At 36.4% G+C, this 24,993-nt stretch carries 20 protein-coding genes and 2 other annotated features; of the genes, 13 read left to right on the top strand and 7 right to left on the bottom strand.

Annotation, left to right across the window (positions count from 1 at the left end):
* Positions 1-343: 343 nt before the first annotated feature.
* Positions 344-1,057 (bottom strand): DNA/RNA non-specific endonuclease, encoded by a 714-nt coding sequence (locus tag RK01_RS07075; protein ID WP_016172611.1) that lies wholly within the window; start codon positions 1,055-1,057, stop codon positions 344-346.
* 315 nt (positions 1,058-1,372) lie between these two features.
* Between RK01_RS07075 and RK01_RS07070 the strand changes: the two genes are divergently transcribed.
* Positions 1,373-2,701 carry an FAD-dependent oxidoreductase gene (locus tag RK01_RS07070; protein ID WP_016172610.1) on the top strand — a complete coding sequence of 443 codons (1,329 nt, stop codon included), beginning with the start codon at positions 1,373-1,375 and terminating at the stop codon, positions 2,699-2,701.
* Between the two features lie 42 nt (positions 2,702-2,743).
* On the opposite strand, the gene RK01_RS07065 is transcribed toward RK01_RS07070, so the two are convergent.
* Positions 2,744-3,097 carry a winged helix-turn-helix transcriptional regulator gene (locus tag RK01_RS07065; RefSeq protein WP_016172609.1) on the bottom strand — a complete coding sequence of 118 codons (354 nt, stop codon included), beginning with the start codon at positions 3,095-3,097 and terminating at the stop codon, positions 2,744-2,746.
* A gap of 352 nt (positions 3,098-3,449) precedes the next feature.
* The gene (locus RK01_RS07060) at positions 3,450-4,763 is read right to left on the bottom strand and encodes an IS1380 family transposase (protein ID WP_016171469.1); all 1,314 of its coding nucleotides are present in this window, start codon (positions 4,761-4,763) and stop codon (positions 3,450-3,452) included.
* A 470-nt stretch (positions 4,764-5,233) separates the two neighbouring features.
* On the opposite strand from RK01_RS07060, the gene RK01_RS07055 reads away from it, so the two are divergent.
* The 5 genes from RK01_RS07055 (at position 5,234) to RK01_RS07035 (ending at position 12,127) form a co-directional block, all read left to right on the top strand.
* The gene (locus RK01_RS07055; protein ID WP_016172608.1) at positions 5,234-6,562 is read left to right on the top strand and encodes a CHAP domain-containing protein; all 1,329 of its coding nucleotides are present in this window, start codon (positions 5,234-5,236) and stop codon (positions 6,560-6,562) included.
* Positions 6,563-6,752: 190 nt separating this feature from the next.
* Entirely contained in the window at positions 6,753-8,363 is a 1,611-nt protein-coding gene (locus RK01_RS07050; protein WP_016172607.1) for a PTS transporter subunit EIIC, read from the top strand.
* Positions 8,363-9,694, top strand: coding sequence for a 6-phospho-alpha-glucosidase (locus tag RK01_RS07045; protein WP_016172606.1), 1,332 nt, complete (start codon positions 8,363-8,365; stop codon positions 9,692-9,694). The genes RK01_RS07050 and RK01_RS07045 overlap by 1 nt, the downstream gene beginning before the upstream one ends.
* Before the next feature lie 170 nt (positions 9,695-9,864).
* Positions 9,865-10,758 carry a phosphogluconate dehydrogenase (NAD(+)-dependent, decarboxylating) gene (gene gnd, locus RK01_RS07040; RefSeq protein ID WP_016172605.1) on the top strand — a complete coding sequence of 298 codons (894 nt, stop codon included), beginning with the start codon at positions 9,865-9,867 and terminating at the stop codon, positions 10,756-10,758.
* A 1-nt stretch (position 10,759) separates the two neighbouring features.
* A complete protein-coding gene (locus RK01_RS07035) occupies positions 10,760-12,127 on the top strand; it encodes a gluconokinase (RefSeq protein ID WP_016172604.1) in 1,368 nt (455 codons plus the stop codon).
* 91 nt (positions 12,128-12,218) lie between these two features.
* On the opposite strand, the gene RK01_RS07030 is transcribed toward RK01_RS07035, so the two are convergent.
* Together RK01_RS07030 and RK01_RS07025 are read right to left on the bottom strand one after the other, a co-directional pair.
* Positions 12,219-12,941 (bottom strand): MurR/RpiR family transcriptional regulator, encoded by a 723-nt coding sequence (locus tag RK01_RS07030; RefSeq protein WP_016172603.1) that lies wholly within the window; start codon positions 12,939-12,941, stop codon positions 12,219-12,221.
* 237 nt (positions 12,942-13,178) lie between these two features.
* Entirely contained in the window at positions 13,179-14,288 is a 1,110-nt protein-coding gene (locus tag RK01_RS07025; RefSeq protein ID WP_016172602.1) for an ABC transporter ATP-binding protein, read from the bottom strand.
* Positions 14,289-14,563: 275 nt separating this feature from the next.
* Positions 14,564-14,805: a binding site (T-box leader), on the top strand.
* A 32-nt stretch (positions 14,806-14,837) separates the two neighbouring features.
* Positions 14,838-15,074, top strand: a binding site (T-box leader).
* Between the two features lie 132 nt (positions 15,075-15,206).
* Between RK01_RS07025 and RK01_RS07020 the strand changes: the two genes are divergently transcribed.
* The 4 genes from RK01_RS07020 to RK01_RS07005 all read left to right on the top strand — a co-directional run bounded on the left by RK01_RS07020 (position 15,207) and on the right by RK01_RS07005 (position 19,115).
* Positions 15,207-16,271 carry a methionine ABC transporter ATP-binding protein gene (locus tag RK01_RS07020; protein ID WP_016172601.1) on the top strand — a complete coding sequence of 355 codons (1,065 nt, stop codon included), beginning with the start codon at positions 15,207-15,209 and terminating at the stop codon, positions 16,269-16,271.
* Position 16,272: 1 nt separating this feature from the next.
* Entirely contained in the window at positions 16,273-16,953 is a 681-nt protein-coding gene (locus RK01_RS07015; protein WP_016172600.1) for a methionine ABC transporter permease, read from the top strand.
* A 27-nt stretch (positions 16,954-16,980) separates the two neighbouring features.
* The gene (locus RK01_RS07010; protein WP_016172599.1) at positions 16,981-17,826 is read left to right on the top strand and encodes a MetQ/NlpA family ABC transporter substrate-binding protein; all 846 of its coding nucleotides are present in this window, start codon (positions 16,981-16,983) and stop codon (positions 17,824-17,826) included.
* Positions 17,827-17,906: 80 nt separating this feature from the next.
* A complete protein-coding gene (locus tag RK01_RS07005) occupies positions 17,907-19,115 on the top strand; it encodes a M20 family metallopeptidase (RefSeq protein ID WP_016172598.1) in 1,209 nt (402 codons plus the stop codon).
* Positions 19,116-19,338: 223 nt separating this feature from the next.
* Here the strand turns inward: RK01_RS07005 and RK01_RS07000 are convergent, their stop codons facing one another.
* Positions 19,339-20,208: a helix-turn-helix domain-containing protein gene (locus RK01_RS07000; protein ID WP_016172597.1), complete on the bottom strand. Its 870-nt coding sequence runs from the start codon at positions 20,206-20,208 to the stop codon at positions 19,339-19,341.
* Between the two features lie 61 nt (positions 20,209-20,269).
* Positions 20,270-20,971 carry an MgtC/SapB family protein gene (locus RK01_RS06995; RefSeq protein WP_420864514.1) on the bottom strand — a complete coding sequence of 234 codons (702 nt, stop codon included), beginning with the start codon at positions 20,969-20,971 and terminating at the stop codon, positions 20,270-20,272.
* Positions 20,972-21,378: 407 nt separating this feature from the next.
* Here RK01_RS06995 and ptcA point away from each other — a divergent pair, with 407 nt between their 5' ends.
* The 3 genes from ptcA to aguA all read left to right on the top strand — a co-directional run bounded on the left by ptcA (position 21,379) and on the right by aguA (position 24,992).
* The gene (gene ptcA / locus RK01_RS06990) at positions 21,379-22,413 is read left to right on the top strand and encodes a putrescine carbamoyltransferase (RefSeq protein WP_016172595.1); all 1,035 of its coding nucleotides are present in this window, start codon (positions 21,379-21,381) and stop codon (positions 22,411-22,413) included.
* 103 nt (positions 22,414-22,516) lie between these two features.
* The gene (locus RK01_RS06985) at positions 22,517-23,905 is read left to right on the top strand and encodes an APC family permease (protein ID WP_016172594.1); all 1,389 of its coding nucleotides are present in this window, start codon (positions 22,517-22,519) and stop codon (positions 23,903-23,905) included.
* Positions 23,892-24,992: an agmatine deiminase gene (gene aguA / locus RK01_RS06980; protein ID WP_016172593.1), complete on the top strand. Its 1,101-nt coding sequence runs from the start codon at positions 23,892-23,894 to the stop codon at positions 24,990-24,992. Before RK01_RS06985 ends, aguA begins: the two co-directional genes overlap by 14 nt.
* The last annotated feature ends 1 nt before the right edge of the window (position 24,993 follow it).

Here is a 24,993-nt window from a genome sequence, read left to right as displayed (position 1 = left end):
AAAAAAATCTTAACTACACTATTAGATTTTTTTTATAAAACAGAATTCATGCATTTTTATACGGTTTCTTCAGAATAGAAACAAATGAGTGAAACCATTCTGAATTTGCTAGAAAAGTCGGATAGAAATATCTGGCTTTTTGTATTTTCAAAATTCAAAAATCATAATGTAACCTATTACGGCCTGGTTCTTCCTATTTTTATCCTGCATTCCCGGATTGTGTAACGAGAATGGCTGTAAACCTTGATATCAGTGGGTTTTTATAACAAAAACTCCCTTTGAATCACCTGAATGAGATGTTTCAAAGGGAGTTGATTTTATGAACCTGTACTTATTAAGATAGCTATTCTCCGACTTGCCCATCCCCATCTCGGTCATCCATGTACTGATACAACCAATGATCACTATAAATGGGCATAGCATATCCCGCGTTTTTTGCTTCTTGGATTGTGACTTGTCCGTTTCCGTTCGTATCTACAGCAGATACATCTCCTCCAGCAGTCTCGGTGGGCGCAGCGAATGCTGCTGTTCCGGAGCCGTCAGAAGGCGAGCTGCCCTCTCCTGTTAATCCTTGTGCTGCATTATATTCATCCGGGTTAATATTTTGAAACTCATCTACTACTTGATACCCATTAATCGTATACGTGTACCTATAATGACTCGGAACTTGTGTAGTTGTATCTGGGTAGGTAATGATCGCCTCAAAATTAGTGGCCCCACCTGCTTGTACAATGTTTCGTTCCATATAAGCCTGGTCCCCGTGACGATTCAGCACACTGTCTTGTGGCGTAATATTATAAGCATTGGCCACTCCTCCTAAGGAATCGGCAATGACATGCCCTTGATCAAGATTTGCGTTCTCTGTAACCGGAACTTTTGCTTCATCATCATAATAGCGTCCGTCATAATTCACTGGTTCAGTGGCAGTATTTTGCAAAATGATTTCTGCGGCAGCAACCCGAACCAATTGCCAATATTCGTTTGTATAGGCCCAATATTCCCTTTCACCAAACCCGCTATCAACTCTAATAAGTCTTTTTTCATACTGATTTAACATCCTTAGCAAACGACTTTTTAAATGATGTGGGAGATACTAATTTACAATATTGTAGTACCTAGTAAGCTCATTTACAGCAGTGTCAACTATCCTATCAAGTTCCTTCTCTGTCATCGTTATACTAGCTTTTAATTGTGTATTCCATAAATAAACTCCATTCATTTCATGGATGTCTTCTACGTTCAAATACCTAGTAGTATATAATCCCGAACCATCAAAATTCACCCTACCCGGTTACTTCAAAGTACCTAATTGTTAGCTTTTGGAAATTATTGGTATACTTTATATAGCACAAATCGTTAAAGGAGGATTCAGATGGAAGCTTATAAAAATGTGATTATCGGGTTTGGAAAGGGCGGTAAAACACTGGCGAAGCTGTTAGCCAAGCATAATGAAGAGGTACTGATCATTGAAGAGTCCGACCAAATGTACGGAGGAACCTGTATCAACGTGGGCTGCATTCCCTCCAAATTTTTGATTCTTCAAGGCGAAAAAGGAGAAGCTTTTGAGCAGGCTGTCCTGAAGAAAGATGTCTTGATAGAAAAACTAAGAGACAAAAACTATCATATGCTTCAGGATGAAGAATCGGCTACCGTCTGGACAGGAAAAGCTTCCTTTTTAAATGACCATGAGCTGCTGGTCAATATGATGGATGGATCAGAACGGACAATCAAAGCGGAAAGAATTTTTATCAATACCGGCGCCACATCAATTATCCCTTCGATTGATGGGCTTACTTTAGGGAAGCGCGTGGTTACTTCTAAAGAAATCATGTCCTTGGATCGACGCCCTGATCGGTTGGTCATCATTGGAGCAGGCTATATTGGACTGGAATACGCTTCAATGTTTGCGAATTTTGGTTCGGAAGTTACGGTGATTGATGGCCGTGCAGAATTTATTCCTCGAGAAGACGAGGATATTGCAGCTATGATTTATGAGGACATGGGCAATCAAGGTATAAAATTTGAGTTGGATCAGCAGTTGGTTAAAGTCGTAGAGAATCCAGAGGCTGTTGAAATCCACTATGGAAACAACGAAACCAAAGTGATTGAAGCCGATATGGTGTTAGTTGCAACGGGCCGGAAGCCAAACACAGAAGGTTTGGGTTTAGAAAATACTTCTATTGAAGTGTCGCCGAATGGGGCTGTTATGGTTGATGAAAAATTGCAGACAACCACTGAGAATATCTGGGCCATCGGGGATGTAAAAGGCGGACTGCAGTTCACCTATATCTCGTTGGATGATTACCGTATCATTGCAGATCAATTATTCGGAGATGGCAGCCGATCGACTAATGACCGGGCTGTAGTTCCTTATACAGTTTTCTTAACTCCGCCACTATCCAATGTGGGACTTACAGAACGGCAAGTGCAGGCAGAAGGTTTTAAGTATCAAGTGTTCAAACAACCCGTTGCCGCGATTCCAAAAGCACAAGTAGCAGAAGATGCACGTGGCATGTATAAAATTATCGTGGACACAGAAACCGAGAATATTTTAGGCGCTTCTCTATATGGCATCGAGTCCCATGAAACCATTAATATCATTTCATTAGCCATGAAGGCAGGCATCTCTTATAAAGTGTTGAGAGATCAAATATTTACCCACCCTACAATGGCGGAAGCTTTGAATGATGTCTTGAAATAAATGATAAAGGAGATGAGTCTAGTTGCTCATCTCCTTTTTTCATTAAGGACAAACCAGTTCTCTTTGTCCCCACATTTTCATTTGCTCAACTATTACTGCTAATTTTTTGCCCTTGGCGGTTAAATGGTAAGTGGACTGCAGCATATTATTTTCTGTTACTTTCTCATTTCCCACTATCTTATTTTGTTCCAGAAGTGTCAGTTGTTGTTTGATCATTTTAGGTGTGCTCCCATCCATCGCTTGATGCAATTGGCCAAAGCGCATATCCTGTTGGTTCAAAAGTTCGATAATTTGCGGAATCCATTTTTTACCCAACAAGTTTGCTAATGCTTCAGTTGGGCAGGTGTAGTCAGTTTGTTCATTTAAATCGTTGAAACCGTAGTGAGCTTGGTTCAATAAAATCTTCTCCTTCTTTATAAACTTGTGGTTGATTGATATCCGGATTACGTTATCAGTCCTTATCCTAGTGACTACTTTCTCGCTAGAAACGTAAATGGTTCTTTGTGCTTTTCATCTTTTTTCCTTAACTTTTAAATATAAGCCTGAATAATTCATACTTTTTATAAACTACCAAATTTTATAATTATCTGTTTAGTTTTATGCTCAATGGTTCTTTTTCTCAAAAATATTTTTCTAAAGGGTTTAATTTATTTTTGCTAACTGATTAAGTTCAAGAAAGACCTCATTTTGGGCGCACTCATCCTATCGAATGGTTAACGAATTTTTTTGAATGGCGCAATAAACGCAACTAACACTGCAGTACCTGAATGTTTTGTAGAATCCGATAAAATAACTTCTGGTAAACATGGTAACTACTTAATTTCAAGTATTGTCTTCTTCCGGAATGAACTATCTTTCCAGCAATTTTAAAGAGAAATAAGCGAATAGTAGAAACCTGATACCCTTTCGTTTCATTGGTAAAACACAATGTTCGCATGAAGTTCACGATATTGTAAGCCAATAGGCTTACGATCATACGAGCATGATTTTCTATAAAACGTGGGCTATCTGTTTTATCCAAGTAAAAGCCGTTTTTTGCTTCCTTAATGTAATTTTCCATCGTTCCTCTTTTTGAATACGTTTGGAAAACCATTTCTGGAGAGACGTCTTTTGAAAAATTGGTAATGATGAATTCATGTCTAAAAAGCAATTCACTAGCTTCTCTGGTTGATTTTATGCAGATCCTTCTGGATTTTCCCCACGACTTTGCTTGATAAGTGGCGTTATAGTAATGAACTTCTTTCTTACTCCAATCGTGATGATCCTTAATGGTAACGAATTGCTCAGCGATTCTGTACAGATTACGATTGGATTTCAAACGGATAGTATACAAACTATCGTACTCTTCACAAAGTTCATACAAATCAGGCATTGCGAATCCACTATCTGCACGTACCATAATAGTGCTTACTGGTGTCACAGAGTGATAATGCTCAAATAATGGACGAGTAAATGCTGCGACGCCTTTTGAGGTGTAGACATTTCCAGAACGAAGTTCTGCTTTAAGAAAGTCTCCGGTAAGACCATCAAAGGCAACGAGTGGATGATAACCGGTTGTCTGGTAATGCGCATTATAATCGGTCATTTCTTGGTTTCCAAAGGTATCACTGTGAGTAGAATCTAAATCGAAAATCATTTCGTTCGTATTTCGAATCGTACGTGCTTTATCAATCAAAATCTGGTTAACCTTTTGTAGTTGGACGATATTTTCTGTTGACATCCGATCCCAAAAGCGAGAAATGGATGACTGTGAAGCCAACCGCTTTTTGCTTAAAACAGCTTGAAAGATAGGATCCGTTGCTAATATATTGGCTGAAGAATCTGTAGGATAGCCTGCAATCAACTGCAAGATGATTTGTTCCAGAATAGATTCATTTTCATGAACATGATACAGTCGGTCATCTTGAATCTGGATGTTTTTACATAAGATTTGGCTAAACTCAAATTTGTTCATGAACTCTTTTGCTAATATTAAGCCGGAATCTGAGGACAAATTTCCACCAGAGTGAGATACTGTAACATTTGAATTGAAAAGTAGACGATTTTCGTGTAAAGTTGCCATTGAGAGAACCCCTTTCTTTGGTTAGGTTTAGTCACTTTAACCATAGCAGATTGGGGTTCTTTTTGTACACCCAAAGGGTGCGAATAAACGAAACAAAATAGACTGTTATAACAAGGTTTTTGAAGCGTTTTTGAAAACTATGAATTATTCAGGATATTCTTGGCAAATAAAATTATTTTTCTACTTTCAAATGACAAAAATGTTAGGTAATTGAATAAAAAAGAAACTTTATTTGTTTAAAAAGAACAAAAAAATGAAAAAGTTTCATAAAAAAAGCAATGATCAAGGTTGATTTAATCACTTTTTTTATAAATGTAAAAAAAACAGGTTCTTTTGAAACAATTTTGTAACATAGTTATTATTTGTTTGACATATCACTATGTTAAACTGCTCTTAGCGTTAAAAGAAATTTAAGTTTTTAACCTGTAATTATTATTTATTAAATAAGACGCCATTCGGAGGAAATTTACGTGAAGAAAAGTTTGTTATCAGCATTATTAGTTTGCTCATTAACGCTTGCTGCCGTACCAAGTAATGTAGCCTTTGCAGATACTATTGATGAGAAAATTGAAGCACAAGATCAAAAAATTAACAGCTTGAAAGGACAACAAGCTGATGTATCCAATCAAATTAGTTCATTAGAAGCTGAAATTGCTGCAGTTGCTGAAAAAGTAAGTAACTTAGAAGCAAAACAAGCTAAATTAAATAATGACACAATGAAATTACAAGATAAGATTGCAACATTGAAAGTGCGAATTGCAAAACGTGAAGAAGCAATTAAAAAGCAAGCCCGTGACGTACAAGTCAATGGCCAAAGCACAAACTTCATCGATGCTGTAGTTGAATCTGATTCATTATCAGATGCTATTGGTCGCGTTCAAGCAATGACAACCATTGTAAAAGCAAACAATGATTTAGTAGCACAACAAAAACTTGACAAACAAGCCGTTGAAACAAAAGTTAAAGAAAACGAAGAAAAAGTGAATGCTTTAGCTGCAACCCAAAAAGAATTAGAAACACAAAAAAATGATATTGCTAATAAGCAAGCTGAATTGAATGTTTTGAAAGCCAACTTGGCAGCAGAAGAAGCAACTGCTAAAAGCGATAAAGACAAATTAAATAAACAAAAAGCAGAAGCTGAAGCACAAGCAGCTCGGATCCGTAAAGAACAAGAAGCTGCACAAAAAGCAGCCGCTGAAGAAGCAGCTCGTCAAGAAAAATTAGCTGCGCAAGCGCAACAAGAAACAAGCAAAACACCTGTAAGTAATACAACTGGTTCAACTTCAAATTCAAATTCTACTGAAACAAGTAAACCAGCACAAGAAGACCAAACAAGTAATACAGGAAACAATACAAATAACTCAAATGATAATGATACCAATAATTCAAATAATGATACTAATGACTCTGACAATGGTAGTGGTTCAGGAAATGGTGTTGACCATTCTGGCTCAGGTAACATGTATGCACAAGGACAATGTACTTGGTATGTAAAACAAGTTGCACCTTGGGTAGGTACTTACTGGGGTAATGGAGCTCAATGGGGAGCATCTGCTGCAGCTGATGGCTATCGCGTAGATGGTACACCAGCGGCTGGCGCAGTTGTCGTGTTTGCCGGTGGTCAAAGCGTAGGTAGTTGGAATGCTGATCCAGTTTATGGACACGTAGCTTACGTAGAATCTTATAACGCTGCGAACAACACCATTACAATTTCACAAGGTGGTATGGGCTTCTCATCTCCAACTGGTCCAAACATTGAAACTTTAAGTGCATCTGGCTTAACTTATATCCACCGTTAATTTTCAAATAGTAAGACGCCAATGATTGTATTGGCGTCTTTTTTTGTGGTGTAACATAAATGATAGGCCCAATGGCTCTTTATGAAATGTGTTTCATTTCTTGAAACACATTAATTTGTAAGCGTTACCTATTTAACTATAGATTCTTTAACCATATACTGAATACATCAAAGAAGAAGGAGCTAAAAATATGAAAGCAAAAGTCATGGATATCATGCAAAAATTTTCAAAAGCAATGTTTGTACCAGTTCTTATTTTACCAATTGCTGGTATTTTAATTGCTATTGGGAATGTTTTTACTAATCCCCGTTTGATTGAAAGATTTAGTTTTTTAGATAACCCAATTACAATGGGATTTGGCAGTATTTTGTCTGCCTCTTTATTACCAGTTTTAACTAATCTTGGTGTCATTTTTTGTGTAGGAATTACACTTGGATTAGCGAACAAAAAGAAAGCTGAAGCTGCATTTACTGCTTTACTTGGATATCTAGTCTTTTTATATGCTATGAATAAGTTCATGGAATTACGGGGAATGTTGGTTGATCCTGAGCAATTACAAGGTTCCGGACAAGCGCTAGTCTTAGGTGTACAAGTGTTAGATATGGGCGTTTTTCTTGGAATTATTTTAGGGATTGTAGTAGCACTTATCCATAATCGATTTATTGACACAACATTTAATAATGCCTTTCAAGTTTATGGTGGTGCTCGTTTTGTTTTTATTGTTCTAATTCCTGTGCTGGTTGTATTTGCTATTTTACTTTCATTCATTTGGCCAGTTATTCAACAAGGAATTGACGCATTAGGAGGAATTATTCAGACTACTGGTAATTTTGGTATCTTCTTATATGGTTCATTGGAACGTTTACTTATTCCAACTGGACTACATCATTTAATCTATACTCCATTTTTATATACATCTCTTGGTGGTGTAGCCGAAGTTGGCGGTCAAGTTTTTGAAGGCGCGCGTAACATTTACTTTGCTGAAATTGCTGATCCTGCTATTAAGGTATTGTCTCAAAGTGTAATTTGGGATGCACGAGGAATTTCAAAAATGTTTGGTCTAATTGGTGCTTGTTTAGCAATGTATCAAACTGCTAAACCAGAAAATAAATTAAAAGTAAAAGCAATTTTGATTCCTGCTGTGGTGACTTCCTTTGTGGCTGGTGTAACTGAACCAATCGAATTTTCATTTATGTTTGTAGCACCAGTGTTATTTGTCATTCATTCAGCATTAAGTGGTTTGAGCATGGTTGCTCTAAATGTTCTAGGGTCTCGTGCCATTGGACCAAACGGATTTATCGATTTCCTACTTTACAATGTACCATTAGGTGTTGAAAAAACTCGCTGGCCAATTTATATAGGGGTTGGAATTGCCTTTTTCTTCATTTACTATTTTACTTTCCGATTTTTGATTAGCAAATTGAACTTAAAAACAGTTGGACGGGAAGACAGTGGAAAAGAAACAAAATTATACTCTAAAAAAGAATACAACGAAAAGAAAAAAACTTTTTCTAAAGGAGGAGTTACTGAAGTTATACCTGAAGATGAGTTTTCTAAAGAAATTGTGGTTGGTTTAGGTGGAGCTGAAAATATTAAGACAATTGATAATTGTTATACTAGACTTCGTTTAAAACTTACTGATCCGGCCATAGTGAACGAGGAATATTTAAAAGAAGTTACACAAGCAAAAGGCGTTATTCGTAACGGTGAAAATGTCCATGTTGTATATGGTTTAACAGTACCAAAAATTAGAGAAAAACTGGAAAAATATTTAGGTAGAGATAAAGGAGACGAAGAATAATGAAAAAATTTTCTGTAGTAATTGCTGGTGGGGGAAGTACATTTACGCCAGGCATCGTGATGATGTTGTTAGATAATCTGGATCGTTTTCCACTTAGAACATTGAAATTATACGATAATGATAAAGATCGACAAAAAATATTGGGAGATGCACTTGAAATTCTTTTGAAAGAACAAGCTCCTGAAATTGAATTTATTTATACAACAGATCCTAAAACAGCTTTTACAGATGTTGATTTTTGTATGGCGCATATTCGTGTTGGTAAATATGCAATGAGAGAAAAAGATGAAAAAGTTCCTTTACGTCATGGTGTCTTCGGTCAAGAAACATGTGGTCCTGGTGGAATTGCATACGGTATGCGCAGTATTACTGGGATGTTAGAAATAATTGATTATATGGAACAGTATTCTCCTAATTGCTGGATGTTAAACTATTCCAATCCTGCTGCTATCGTGGCAGAAGCTTGTCGCGTATTACGTCCAAACTCTAAAGTATTAAATATTTGTGATATGCCAGTTGGAACATTACGTCGGATGTCTCAAATTGTTGGTAAAAAACCTGAAGAATTGGAAGTCCGCTATTTTGGATTAAATCATTTTGGCTGGTGGACAAGCGTAAAAGACAAAGAAGGACACGAGTATTTAGATCAAATTCGGGATTATGTTTCTGAACATGGCTATTTAACACAAATTGAAGTGGATACACAACATACCGATCCTAGCTGGCAAGAGACACATAAAAAGGCAAAGGATATCTTAGCAGTTACCCCTGAATATTTACCAAACACTTATTTGAAATATTATTTATATCCTGATTATGTTTTTGAACACATGAAAGAACACCCCGAATATACTCGAGCTAATGAAGTTATGCAAGGACGAGAAAAACACGTTTTTGATCATGCTCGTAAAATTATTGAAAATGGTTCAGCTGAAGGTATTGGTTTTGATATTGACTCCCATGCTACGTTTATCGTAGACCTAGCTCGAGCAATAGCTTTCAATACCCATGAGCGGATGGTTATGATTGTTGAAAATAATGGGGCGATTGCTAATTTCCCTGATAATGCGATGGTAGAAGTACCTTGCATTGTAGGAGTAGATGGTCCTGAACCGTTAACACAAGGAAATATCCCCGCTTTCCAACATGCTTTAATGTTTCAACAGGTAACGGTTGAGAAATTGGTGGTGGAAGCATACGTAGAAAAGAGTTATCAAAAGATGTGGCAAGCATTAACGCTATCAAAAACTGTACCGAGTGCTCAAGTAGCAAAAGAACTTTTAGATGATTTAATTGAAGAAAATGGTGACTTTTGGCCAGAACTACATTAATACCTACTAGATAAATAAAATAATAAAAACTCATGCCTGGACTCACTTAGATGTACTGCATAAAAACTGTTATTGGTAATTTGATATTGCCTAATATAGTAATGTAGTAAAGTTGGGGTTCAGGTTTTTTAGTGGAAAAATAAATGATATTTTCTATACAGGAGGAAAAAATGATAGTAAAAGTAATCGGATTAGGTAAAATGGGGATGGGAATTGCTGAAAATTTATTGCGCAATGGTCATACAGTCAGAGGATTTGATACTGCTAAAGAGACACGTTTGGAGTTAGAAAAAAGGGGCGGAGCGTACTATGAGAGCCTACAATCGTTACTAACAGATGAGCAACAATTAGTTTGGATTATGCTGCCCGCTGGAAAAATTACAAATGAAACTATCCAAAAAACTGCAGAGTATTTAAACCCTGGTAGTATTGTAATTGATGCAGGAAATTCGCATTATACAGATTCTGTTTATAATACAAAATTTCTAGCGAAAAAAGGTATTCATTTTTTAGATGTCGGTACTTCTGGCGGTGTTAATGGAGCCAAGTATGGCGCATGTATGATGATTGGAGGCGAAGCGTCTATTTTTAAAAAAATCGAAACACTTTTTAAAGATATTTGTGTTGAAAGTGGTTATTTATATTGTGGTAAAGCTGGAAGCGGTCATTATTTAAAAATGGTTCATAATGGAATTGAATACGGTATGATGCAGTCAATTGGAGAGGGATTCAATTTGTTGACTCATAGCCCTTATGAATATAATCTGGCAAATGTAGCACAAGTTTTTAATCACGGTTCTGTTATTCGTTCATGGTTAATGGAGCTGACAGAAAATGTGTATCGTAGCGAAATTGACTTTGATAAAATTTCAGGTGTTGTACCATCTTCAGGAGAAGGAAAATGGACTGTTGAAGAAGCGTTGCGGCTAAAAGTCAGTTTACCCGTTATAACGCAGTCACTTATGACCCGTTATGCTTCTGAAGATTGTGATAAAATAGGAGAAAAAGTGGTCGCTTTATTACGGAATCAATTTGGCGGCCATGCATTTATAGAAGGTGAATAATTTGTCTGTTTTTTTGGGTATTGATATCGGAACAACTGCAATCAAATTTGGTGTAATTGAAAATGGATCTCTTGTCTTTGAAATATCAATTAAGATTATAACATATGGAAATGATGTAAAAAAATACCAAGATAAGTCTGAAATTATTTCAGTATTAGAAAAAGGAATTTATGCAATTCCGGAAAAATGGCGAAGGAAAGCGGATAAAATTGGTTTTAGTTCTGCTATGCATAGTTTATTACCAGAAAAACATCACGAAATTTTTCTGTGGTCTGATTTACAAGCACAAGATGTTATAGCAAAATTTGCTCGTAGTAATTTAGCTAAAAGATTTTACCAATTAAGCGGTACACCGATACATGCTATGTCACCCTTTGCTAAACTACTCTATTTTAAACTGTCAAATAAGTTTCAAACTGTAAAAAAATGGTATGGTCTAAAAGAACTTGTCTTAGAATACTTTACGGGACGTTTTATCATCGATCGTTCCTGTGCGTCAGCAACGGGATATTATGATTTGTATCAACAAAAATGGAGTGAAGAAATTTTAGCTTATATCGGGATCAAAAAATACCAATTAGCAGAGATTGTCGATACTACTGATGTTTTTGAGATGCTACCAGAACAAATTAAAAAATTCGGTTTTTCACAAAATATTCAAGTAATAGCAGGAGCGAGCGATGGCACATTAGCTGCTTACGCCAGTTTTTATCATACCAAACGTAGTGCTAGTTTGACGATTGGGACAAGTGCAGCAGTCAGACAAATTTCTACGAAAATAAAATTAGAACCCAAGCAACAAAACTTTTGTTATTATCTAAATGAAAAATACTTTGTTATTGGTGCTCCCTCTAACAATGGTGCGTGTTTGTTAGAATGGTCAGCACTGCAACTGTCACAAAATTCAACTGAATTTTATAAACAATTACCAGACCTACTAAAAAGGACTTCAGTTGGTGCGCGGGGGCTACGTTTTTTTCCTTACTTGAATGGGGAAAGAGCTCCGTTATGGGATCAAAATGTCAAAGGTGGATTTTATGATTTGACTTTACAGCATACGCGCGATGAATTATTACGAAGTGTTATCGAAGGAATGTTATTAAATATCAGACGTCTTGTGAAGCTGGTTGCTCCTAGTGAGACCATATCTGTTAGTGGCGGATTTTTCCAAACAAGCGAACTGGCTCAGTTGGCGAGTGATGTTTTTGGTGCAGAATGTTTTTATGCGGTTGAAAACGAACCGATTTTTGGCCTCTACTACTTATATTTTCAACCAGATATTTTCAAAGAAGATAACGGTGCTCATTTTATTCCAGACACTAAAATTCAAGTAGCCTATGAAAAATTAAGTCAAAATTATTTTGAGTAAAAAACAATGGTTTGTGAGATTCTCACAGCCATTGTTTTTTTACTATTTACATTGCATAGAGTAAAAGATACATTCATAAAGTATTTCTAATTTAATCTTGAGTAAACTCCTGCACGATATATTCTAAGAGTAAAAGTAATTTACCAAAAAAACTATTGGAGTGAATGTTTTGACTATCTAATGGACGTTCATCCGGAACTTCAAAAATAATTGTCGCGAGTTCTGCTGCTAGGGATTCTTTGTTGCCGGTAAATAAAATATTGGGAATACCTTTTTCCTGACAAAATCGCATTTTTTCAATGGCTTTAGTAGTTTCTCCAGATTTTGAGATACTTATTAGCATACTGATATTATTAGTATTGTTGTTAATAATTCCAGAAGAATCGGCTGCGTTAACAAAAAGTGTCTTTATTCCATTAACTAACAACTTTTTATGTAAATATTCAGCAATAATACTAGAGAATCCGGCTGCATAAATGGTAATAAATTTGTGCTGGTTATCTGCATATATTTGCTTCATCGCCGAAATTGAAGGTGTAATTAGTTTTGTGTCAATTGTAATATCAATAGCAGCTTCGGCTAATTGGTTAGTAGGACGATATTGATTCTTTAAAAAATAGAATAATTCTAAATAACCTGAAAAGCCCAGTTTTTGTGCTAAACGAACAATGGTTGCAGGAGAAGTATAAAGGTTACCAGCAATTTGACGTAAAGAGACACCATCAAGATTATTCGTCTGCTCTACCAGATATTTTAGAATATGATAATCGTTGTCAGAAATTTGTTTACCTTTAGTTATGAATTCTAAGTCCACAATGACACCTCCTTATTCAATTTGTAACATATAAATATTATACACCAGTAATTAAGAGTACTAAAGCGCTATTAAATTAATGCTACTGACATTATTCGATAACTAAATTGGCTCTATAATTTATAGGACTGATGAATCAGAATTGATTCTTCGGGTCTATCTTCATTAAAGCAAACAAAAAACGTTCGCGACTGCGAACGTTTTTTGCCTTTATGGGAAAATAAGAAATGAACGGAATTAAGGTAATTTGATAACGTTTTCGCTATCTTTGTCAAAGAAGTGTGCTTTATTAATATTGAAAGCAAGATCAATGAATTCACCTGGTTTGTGGAAGTCACGTGCATCTACTTTTGAAACGAATTCTGTTTCGCCAGTTTTTGTGTATAGCATAGATTCAGCACCAAGTAATTCTGAAACGACTACTTCAGCGTTCACTGTTGCTTCTGGTGAAGCATCAATTGCTACTTGTTCAGAGTGGATATCTTCTGGACGAATACCAAAGATCACTTCTTTGCCTTCGTAACCTTTTTCCACTAAGATTTTATTTTTTCCTTCAGGAATACGTAATTTTAAGCCATATCCATCTGTGATAATACCGTTATTTAGTGTAACGTTGAAGAAGTTCATAGCTGGAGAGCCAATGAAACCTGCAACAAAGACATTTACGGGTGTATCGTATACTTGTTGTGGTGTACCGATTTGTTGAATAAAGCCATCTTTCATGATGACAATTCGGTCAGCCATTGTCATAGCTTCGGTTTGGTCATGGGTTACATAAATAGTAGTTGTATTTAAACGTTGGTGTAATTTTGCAATTTCAGCCCGCATTGCTACACGTAATTTTGCATCTAAGTTTGACAAAGGTTCATCCATTAAAAAGACTTTGGCATCACGCACAATAGCGCGTCCTAAAGCAACACGTTGGCGTTGTCCACCAGATAAAGCAGCTGGTTTACGATCTAAGTATTCGGTTAAACCTAAAATTTCAGCTGCATTTTCTACACGAGTTTTGATATCTTCTTTGTTATATTTACGTAATTTCAAACCAAATGCCATGTTATCAAATACTGTCATATGAGGATACAATGCATAGTTTTGGAATACCATTGCGATATCGCGGTCTTTTGGTGCAACATCATTCATCACTTTGTCGCCAATCGAAAGTTCGCCTTCTGTAATATCTTCAAGACCAGCAATCATACGTAAAGTTGTCGATTTACCACAGCCAGAAGGGCCAACAAAAACGATAAATTCACGATCGGCAATATTTAAATTAAAATCAGTAACGGAATAATTTTCCGCGTTGTCATATTTTTTGTAAACGTGGTTTAGTGCCATTTGTACCATAATCTCTACCTCTTTTTCTTTTTTTGTTTTGCTATAATCATAGTATAAATGTAACCGTTTTTAATTGTTAGGACAGTATGCACAAAATGAAGCCAATTTTTTGTGCACCTTTTTGAAAGGGGTTGCAAATTGTTGGCTGGAAATTTATTTTATGTTTTATAAAGGCTATAGTGGCGCTATTCATTTGTATTTATCTATCAATCATCAGAAATAAATTTTATTTTGGAGTTGACAAAAAATAGTGGCTAGCGTAAACTTCATTTCAACAAATAAATAAAATTTCGTTGATGAGGAAAGTAAGTTTGGCGTACATTTTAGAGAGACACTGGTTGGTGAAAAGTGTTATGGACAAAAAGCTGAAAATGGCCTAAGAGAAAAAGTTTGCCGATAAGTAGGCAGCTTCGGATGTTTCACCGTTAAAAGAAGCACCAATCTTTATGATAAATTTCATAAACGTTGGATAGAGGAAAGCAATTGCTTTTGAACTAAGGTGGTAACACGATTATTCGTCCTTTTATAGATTTAATCTATAAAAGGACTTTTTTTATATTCATTACGATGACTGGGTAAGTAAACAATCAAATTTTTTTAAGAGAGCTTCGGTAGCTGAAAAGAAGTAAAAAGGAAATTGTTGAAAATGGCCTATGAGTAATTTGTCTTCGAGCCCTAGGTAAGAAGATAACGGGAGCGCCCGATATAGCGCTAGAGTATGCTGGTACTTGAAGAGGAATTTAGTGTGAGCTAAATTCAAAATGAGGTGGTAACACGCAAAAAAGCGTCCTCAAGCAAAGAAAATTTCTTTGTTTGAGGATGCTTTTTTTGTATCAAATGTTTTAAGAAAGGTTGGATAAAATGGAGCTAAAGCGAATGTGATCCTTTTAAAAAGACGAAGCAAAATGGATTTTTAGGAGGAAAAAGATGATTGACTTAAAGAATATTTCGGTAACTTTTACTCAGGATAAAGTGATACAAGCGGTAGCAGATGTCGATTTGCACATCCAAAAAGGTGATGTATATGGAATTGTAGGTTACTCTGGTGCAGGTAAAAGTACCTTGGTGCGAGTTATAAATTTATTGCAACGCCCCACTACCGGGACAGTTAAGATTAATGGGACGGAATTAACGACTTTAAAAGATAAAGAATTGCGGGAAAAACGCAAAGAAATTGGGATGATTTTCCAGCATTTTAATTTAATGAATAGTCGGACAATTTTTGAAAACGTGGCATTTTCGCTTAAATACTCAGGAAAATCCAAACAGGAACGTCAACAAAAAGTCGATGAACTATTAAATCTTGTGGGTATTGCTGATAAAGCCGATAGCTACCCCTCCCAATTATCAGGTGGTCAAAAGCAACGTGTGGCTATTGCTAGAGCATTAGCAAATGATCCTAGTATCTTATTATGTGATGAAGCGACAAGCGCACTAGATCCTAAAACCACCCTCCAAATTTTGGCATTATTAAAAGATTTAAATAAGAAATTGGGACTGACGATTATTTTAATTACGCACGAAATGCAAGTTGTAAAAGAAATTTGTAATAAAGTTGCGGTGATGGAAGCAGGGAAAATTATTGAAAAAGGAAGTAGTATTCAGGTTTTTAGTCAACCTAAACAAGCCTTAACGCGGGATTTTATTCGGACAGCTACCCATATCGATCAAGCGTTAGAGACTATTTTGAACAGTGAAAAGTTCAGTCGCTTAGCAGATAATGAATGGTTAGTGGAATTGGCTTATGTGGGAGATCAAACGAATGAACCATTAATTGCCCAGTTGTACAGTCGCTATCAAGTAACTACAAATATTTTGTATGGCAATGTGGAAATTATTCAAGAAGTCCCACTGGGAAGTTTAATTGTGACACTTGCTGGGGAAGAAAATCAACGACGCCAAGCCTTAAAACATTTGCAAAAACTCGGTGTCTACACCAATGTTTTAAAGTATCAGCAGGAAAGTGCCAAAGTGGCTATTGGAGGTTTTTAAGATGCAATCATTATTAGAAAAGTATTTCCCGAATGTCTTATCCATACCAGATGAATTTATTGAAGCAACCAAACAAACGTTATATATGTCATTTTGGACGGCTTTAGTTGGGGGGGTTTTTGGCATCTTATTAGGTGTAATTTTAGTAGTCAGTCGGCCAAATGGCATTTTACCAAATCGTTTGTTGTATAGTCTTTTAGATAAACTGATTAATATCGTACGTTCGATTCCCTTTATTATTATGCTTTCACTTTTAGCTTTAGTAACCCGCTTTGTGGTAGGAACAACTATTGGTGAAAAAGCAGCGCTAGTACCTCTTGTTGTGGGAGTTGTCCCATTTTTTGCGCGTCAAATTGAAAATGCCTTATTAGAAGTTGATCCGGGTGTAATTGAGGCAGCAGAATCAATGGGGACTAGTCCTTTAGGCATTATTTTTCGCGTTTATTTACTAGAAGGGTTACCGGGGATTGTCCGTGTTTCAGCTTTAACAATAATTAATGTGATTGGTTTAACGACGATGGCAGGAGCTGTTGGTGCGGGTGGTTTAGGCAATTTAGCTATTTCGCGAGGCTATAATCGTTTCCAAACCGATGTGACGATTGTGGCAACCTTATTAATTTTAATTTTAGTTTTTATCAGTCAATTTATTAGTAATCAAGTGATTAAGAAAATCAGTCATTAATATAAGAAGATAGTGGAGGAATTTAAAATGAAAAAATTAGTGAAATTTGGTATTGTTGCGGTTACGTTGTTACTTGTTGGTACTGGTTGTTCAAAAGGTGATGCTAAGGCAAAAAGTGAAACACAAAAAGAAACGACAGTGAAACTTGGCGTAATTGGGTCTGATACAGATGTTTGGGATAATGTGAAAGATCGTCTCAAAAAAGAAGGTGTCAATTTGGAATATGTCAAATTCACAGACTATAATCAGCCCAATGCCGCATTAGTGGATAAATCGATTGATTTGAATTCTTTTCAGCATCAATTTTTCTTAGATAACTACAATAAAGAACATAAAACCAATTTGGTTTCTATCGGCAATACTGTCAATGCCCCTTTAGGAATTTATTCTGATAAATTAAAAGATGTAAAAGAATTAAAAGATGGCGCGAAAGTTGCCATTCCAAATGATGTTACCAATGGTGGACGTGCTTTACTGTTACTTCAAACAGCGGGATTAATCAAAGTCGATCCGGCTAAAAAACAGACGCCGACGGTTTCAGATATTACCGAAAATAAAAAAGATTTGAAAATTACCGAATTAGATGCTGCCCAAACTGCCCGCGCTTTGTCTGATGTAGATATTTCCGTCATTAACAGTGGCGTCGCAGTAGATGCGGGTTTTACTCCGACGAAAGATGCCATCTTTTTGGAGCCAGTAGATGATAACGCCCGTCCTTATGTCAATATTATCGTGGCGCGCAAAGAAGATGCAAACAATAAAGTTTATCAAAAGATCGTGGATGCTTATCAAACAAAAGCAACTGAAAAAGTGATTGAAGAAACTTCCAAAGGTTCTAGCATTCCTGCTTGGGAAACATTTGGACGTAAATAAAAACTAGAACTCACAATAAAAAAAGCAACCTTTCAAATAGAAAAGATTTTAGCAACCAGTAAAAAAGAGGAGTGAAGAATATGTCCATTACAACAACAAGACAACAACACATCGAAGAATTTATTAACGCGAGTTTGCCAAGTTATCAAGAAATTGCTTTAGATATTCATAACCATCCTGAGGTCAGTAATTATGAGTTTTATTCCTCCAATGCGCTAGTTAAACAATTGGAAAAAGAAGGTTTTGTGGTAGAAAAAGATGTAGCTGGACATCGGACCGGTTTTGATGCACGCTTTGTTTCTGGTAAACCCGGACCGGTCATTGTTTTTTTAGCCGAATTTGATGCTTTACCTGGTATTGGTCATGCTTGTGGACACAATCTTTTTGGCACTTATTCTGTTTTAGCGGCCAGTGCGCTAAAAGATTTGATCGGCGATTTTGGTGGGGAAATCCGCGTGTACGGAACGCCTGGTGAAGAAGGAGGAGAAAATGGTTCAGCCAAAGGCAGCTTTGTCCGGGAAGGTTTTTTTGCAGATGTGGATGCTGCTTTATGTGTCCATCCTGCTTATCGTTATGGCAAAACAACGGCTTCTTTGGCCAATGATCCGGTGGATATTAAGTTTTATGGTCGTGCTTCCCACGCAGCGGGTGCACCAGAAAAAGGAATTAGCGCTTTAGAAGCATTATTACAAGTCTTTAATGGAATTAACAGTTTAAGATTATTTTTGCCAAAAGATGTGAATATTCACGGTATTATTACCGATGGCGGGGTAGCAGCCAACGTCATTCCTGAATATGCCGCTGGCCGGTTTTATCTTCGGGCAAAAAATCGTAGTACATTAAATGAGGTTTATCAAAAAGTAGAAAATATTGTCAAAGCCGCTGCGTTAGCAACTGGGGCGTCCTATGAATTTGGTCTTTTTCAAAATTCAGTGGATGATGTCATTGTAACACCAAGTTTTGATGCGCTTTTCTTTCAACATTTAGCAGCACTAAAGATTCCTGAAAATGAAGTAGAAACAGAAATACGCACGAGCTTAGGTTCTTCTGATGTAGGAAATGTCAGCCAAGTTGTCCCTACTATTCAACCGACAGTTTCTATTGCAGATGTATATATTGCGGGTCACTCTGAAGAATTTAAAGCAGCAGCAAAAAGTGAAAAAGGTTTAGCTTCAATTGCCATTGCAGCAGAGTTGCTGGCCAAAACAGCTTTGGATCTATTTGAGCAGCCGGCTCTATTGGCACAAATCAAAGCTGATCACAAAGCTAGCTTGGCAGAAGGTAATTAAATTTTCGAACAAAAAAATTGTAAAAGCGAGCTCGCAGGGTTTCTAGCTCGGTTTTACAATTTTATTTTAGGTAAAGAAATTATCTAATCTTGTTAAGAAATACAGCCGATATACCAAGGGGTGATGTCTAGCTATCCAAAAGAACTCTCTAGGACAATAAGCTGAAATTTTAAGAGTCATCTATTAAAATTGCCTGAAAGCCAAGCGAATTCGTTTGGCTTTTTTATGTTTCTGAAAAGCAGGTAATCAGAAGGTGGCAAAACATTAAGTCGTCCATCTTTTTCAAATCTAAACCTGTTGCTTCTTGGAATTTGTCAATACGATAACTGATGGTGTTACGATGCAAAAACATTGTCTTCGCTGCCGAACTAACATTTCCTTGCGCTTGCCATAACGCTTCTAAAATAGCTGTCATTTCAGAATCACTAAACCACAATTCAAATAAATTTTTAAAAAGAGGTGTGCTTTGCATGGGTTCAAAAATAAGGTAATCAATAGCGGAATTGGGTAATGTAAAATTTTGTTGACTATTACTGCGATGGGCTTGTTGTAAAAAAATTTGCCTTTCTGCTTGGAAATCTTGTGAAAGTTTATCATCTGCTTGATGAAAACTACCAATAAAAACTTGGCTGTAACAGTTGAAATCACTATCAAGAGCCTGAAAAATACTAAAGAGTTCACTCGGAGAAAAATTACCAATTTCCTTATTTTCAATGAGAATAAAAGTATCTTGACTAAGCCAAAAAGCATCTGCTGTCGCTTGTACAATTTCTATAATGGCTTGTTGCCAAGTTTCTTTTTCAAAGTCTTTGCCACCTTTTATTTTTATTTGTAAGATACGCACTTGGTTGGTATTAGGCGCTTTATCCGCTTTAAATAAAATACGGTACCAACGGTGGGTAGCGGCATTTTTAGGTTCTTTTACTGGATTTTCCAACAACTGCAAGAGGCTGCGTTCATTATTTGTCAGCATACTCGTGCGCAAAATTGCAAAGCCTTCTTCCAGACGAATGCAATAAAAGTTGGGATCGTCTATCGGAGTATTACTAAAGTGAGCAGTTGGATAGATTTGTTGAATTTTTTCAAACGTCATAACAAACTCCTTCAATGTTTACTGTTTATATTTTACAAGGACTTTTTAGAAACCCGTACGATTATTTGGCTAGGGCACGAACTGCGATAATATTTTTATTTTGGGCTAAGCCATCAATAATTTCTGCTGAAGTATCAGCACTAATAAAGGCAATCGCATAATTTTTGCGAAAAATTTTTACATCATCTTGTGTATCCACTGCGTAATCTGTCGTAATCGCTTTGATGTTGCGGCTTTTGAAAAATTCTTGAATAAAGGGTTCTACCTCATCGGGATTTACATATTTAATTTGAAAATTTTTATTCGTCGGTACATGCACAATTTTTTTCAATAGGACTAAAACCGCGATGACAGCAATAAAACTTAATAATGCAATGGCGTAATAGCCCATACCAATTGCTAATCCCAATCCAGCGGTGGCCCATAAAGAAGCAGCAGTGGTTAATCCACGAATGGAATGATGAGTTACAACGATGGTTCCAGCACCAAGAAAGCCAATTCCGCTAACGACTTGTGCGATAAGACGAGCTTGATCAGCTCTGATGACAGTAGCGATTTGAGGATTGCTTTTCGCAAATATAACAGCTTGTGCTGCAATTTCTTGTTGCATCATGGCAATAATACAAGCTCCAATTCCTACGAGAATGTGTGTCCGCATCCCGGCTGGTCGATTTTTTTGTTCCCGATCAAATCCGATGATGCCACTTGTTAGAATGACCAAACCCAAACGACATAAAATCTCCAAAACACTGACACGAAACATTTTTTCATCCCCTTTTCTTAAAATGACGCACTTCTTAATTAAGAACTCAGCGAAACAATTTTTATTGCGATGGTACATTTTTATCTCTCTATAAAAATCTGTATCTTAGCAAATCTCACTAATTCTACTATAATCTTCTGGTAAAAATTCCGCAAATTAAAGTCAGCTGCTGCTTAAACTATTATGTTTAAGCGTTGTGTGAAAGTTTATGCAGTAGGCTTTTAAACTTGCTAGCGCTAATTAGTGTAACATGTTACGGGAAATGTAACATGTTTTCTTTATCACAAGCTTCTTTCTAAAAGATTGGAAACCCTTTCTAAAATTATTGCTTCACGTTAAGCTAAATATGTCAAAAGCATTACTCGAGTAAAGACAAATATATTAATAACTTAAAGGAGTGTTATATCATGCAAAAAAGAGACTTTATCGATACCAATGATTTTACTAAAGAAGAAATTGAATATTTAATCGCGTTAGCTTTAAAAATTAAAGATAGTATCAAACACGGCCATTATCCATTATTACTTAAAAATAAAACATTGGGAATGATTTTTGAACAATCTTCTACACGTACCCGCGTTTCTTTTGAAACAGCAATGACCCAATTAGGTGGCCATGCACAATATCTAGCACCAGGTCAAATTCAATTAGGCGGCCATGAAAGCTTAGGAGATACAGCTCGCGTATTGTCGCGCTTAGTTGATATTTTAATGGCCCGAGTAGAACGTCATGAATCCGTCGTTGCTTTAGCAAAAGATGCTACCATTCCAGTTATTAATGGTATGAGTGATTATAACCATCCAACCCAAGAATTAGGGGACATTATCACGATGACTGAACATTTGCCGGCTGGGAAAAAATTATCCGATTGTAAAATTGTTTTTGTTGGCGACGCCACACAAGTTTGTGTATCAACGATGTTTATGGCAACCAAAATGGGTATGGATTTTGTGCAATTTGGTCCCAAAGGTTTCCAAATTAAAGAAGAAACATTAGCCATTGGTCAAGCCAATGCTGAAAAATCAGGGGGTAGCGTTTTAATTACTGAAGATGCCGATGAAGCACTGAAGGATGCTGATTTTGTCTATACAGATGTATGGTATGGCTTATATGAAGCAGAATTATCAGAAGAAGAACGCATGAATACCTTTTATCCTAAATATCAGGTTAATGATGAATTGATGGCAAAAGCAGCTCCCCATGCTAAATTCATGCATTGCTTACCAGCGACTCGTGGTGAAGAAGTAACCGATGAAGTATTAGATGGCAAACAATCAGTTGTCTTGGATGAAGCTGAAAATCGTTTAACTGCAATGCGAGCATTATTAGTTTATTTCTTAAATCCATATTTAGACTATGCGGATGCTGCTTTAGCAGCGAAATTCGATGGTGAATTGCAATATATGTTGCAACCAAAACGCCAATTGGAACGCAAAGACTAATTTTGGAACTTTGAAAAACTATCACAAACTTGACACGATTTATCACAAATTCTGTCAAGTTTGCTGAGTTTTTCTGCTCGGGCTCATTGAAAGGAGCACAATTATGAAAGAAAAGAAGAAGTTTCGTCTTTTTGATGCGGTATTAATGGCCGTCGTTGTTATTTTGGTAGTAGAGTCAGCAGCACCCGCTGCGGCAATTGGATCTTCACAATTCTTCTGGTGGGGATTACTGTTAATTTTATTTTTCCTCCCTTATGGTTTAATTTCAGCAGAACTTGGGACAACTTATGATGATGAAGGTGGTATTTACGACTGGGTTAAAAAGGCTTATGGTCGACGATGGGGAGCACGTGTTGCCTGGTTTTATTGGATTAACTTTCCAATTTGGATGGCTAGTCTTGCCGTTTTGTTTCAAGAAGTGTTAACACAAATTTTTCAAATTCACTTAAGTACTCCCGTTTTAGTGTTGATTCAACTTATTTTTATATGGTTTGTCACGATTATTAGTTGTTATCCTGTTAGTGATAGTAAATGGATTTTAAATATTGCTGCTTTTGCAAAAGTTGCAATTATGGTTTGCTTGGGTATTTTAGGTATCTATCATGCTGTGACAAAAGGAATGGCAAATGATTTTTCTGGTGCCGCATTATTACCTAAGTTTGATATTCAAAATTTAAGTTTTCTATCAGTTATTTTGTTTAACTTTTTAGGTTTTGAAGTTGTAACTACGCTAGCCAGTGATATGGACAATCCCAAAAAACAAATTCCGCAAGCCATTATTTATGGTGGAATTTTAATTGCCTTCTTTTATCTTTTTGCTGCTTTTGGTATGGGCGCAGCGGTACCAGCCGATCAACTGTCTGCTTCAGGGGGCTTAATTGATAGTTTCATTTTATTAGTGGGAGGATTAAATCCATTTGTAGTCATTATTGGCATCTTATTTATGTACACATTAGCTGCAAATCTGATTTCTTGGGCATTAGGTGTGAATTATGTCGCATTGTACGCTGCTAGAAACAACGATATGCCAGCTGTTTTTGCCAAAGAAAATCCTAAAAATGATATGCCAGTTGGGGCTTCCATTGTGAATGGGGTTATTGCTTCTATTCTCGTAGTAGCTGCACCTTTTATTCCCAATGAAAACATTTTTTGGGCGTTTTTCTCATTGAATGTCGTCGCGTTGTTGCTTTCTTATATTATGATGTTCCCGGCTTTTTTGAAACTACGTAAAATTGATCCAAACGCTGTCCATCCTTTTAAAATACCTGGGCCAAACTGGTTAATGAAAATAATGACGTTTGTTCCTATGATTTTATTAATTATTACTTTAATTTTTTCAATTGTGCCTCTTGATTCCAGTAGCGCGGAAATGAATGCCAAAATACCTGTCTTAATTGGTACGATTTTAGCCTTTGTAATCGGTGAGATTGTAATTCGTTACTCAGCAAAAGAAAAACATGAAAAAGGAGTTATTACAGATGAAAACAATTGATAGTTCACCACGTCAAGATGGATTTAAAATGCCAGGAGAATTTGCACCTCATGAAGGCGTTTATATGTTGTGGCCGCAACGTCCTGATAATTGGCGAGACGGGGGAAAACCTGCCCAACAATCTTTTGTGGAAGTTGCTAAAGCGATTTCTGCTTTTGAATCTGTAACAATGGGAGTAAATCCTGATCAATACAATAATGCGCGCCATATGTTGCCTGAAAATATTCGGGTGGTTGAAATTGCCAGTGATGATTCATGGGTCAGAGATTGCGGTCCAACTTTTGTGACCAATGGTAAGGGAGAAACCAGAGGAGTTGATTGGACTTTCAATGCTTGGGGTGGCTTAGTTGACGGTTTATATTTTCCTTGGGATAAAGATGATCAAGTAGCACAAAAAATTTGTGAAAATGAATGGAAAGATCGTTATCGCTTAAATGATTTTGTTTTAGAAGGCGGATCAATTCATGTGGATGGCGAAGGAACCTTAATTACGACAGAAGAATGCTTATTGTCAGAAGGGCGTAATCCTCAATTATCAAAAGAACAAATTGAAAATATTTTAAAAGAGTATTTGAATATTGAAAAAGTAATTTGGCTAAAACGTGGTATTTATTTGGATGAAACCAATGGTCATGTCGATAATATTGCAAATTTTGTTGCTCCAGGAGAAGTTGCCTTAGCGTGGACGGATGACAAAAATGATCCGCAATATGAAATTTCAAAAGAATGTTTGGATATTTTGGAAAGTGAAACAGATGCCAAGGGTCGTAAAATTAATGTAACCAAATTATATGTACCAAAACCAATTTTAATTAATGAAGAAGAAAGTGGGGGTGTCGATGCAGTTGATGGTACTTTGCCGCGACAAGTAGGCGATCGTCTGGCTGCTAGCTACGTCAATTACTATACTGCAAATGGCGGGATTGTTTATCCGTTATTTGATGATCCAATGGACGAAAAAGCCAAAGAAACCTTACAAAAGTTATATCCCGATCGCAAAATTGTTGGCGTTTATGCACGTGAAATTTTGCTAGGTGGCGGTAATATTCACTGTATTACCCAACAAATTCCGAAAGGGGAAGCGTGAA

The sequence above is a fragment of the Enterococcus dispar ATCC 51266 genome (assembly GCF_000406945.1).
Classification (GTDB): Bacteria; Bacillota; Bacilli; order Lactobacillales; family Enterococcaceae; genus Enterococcus_C; species Enterococcus_C dispar.
Note: the sequence above shows the minus strand (reverse complement) of the source record. Positions and strands in the feature narration are given on the sequence as shown.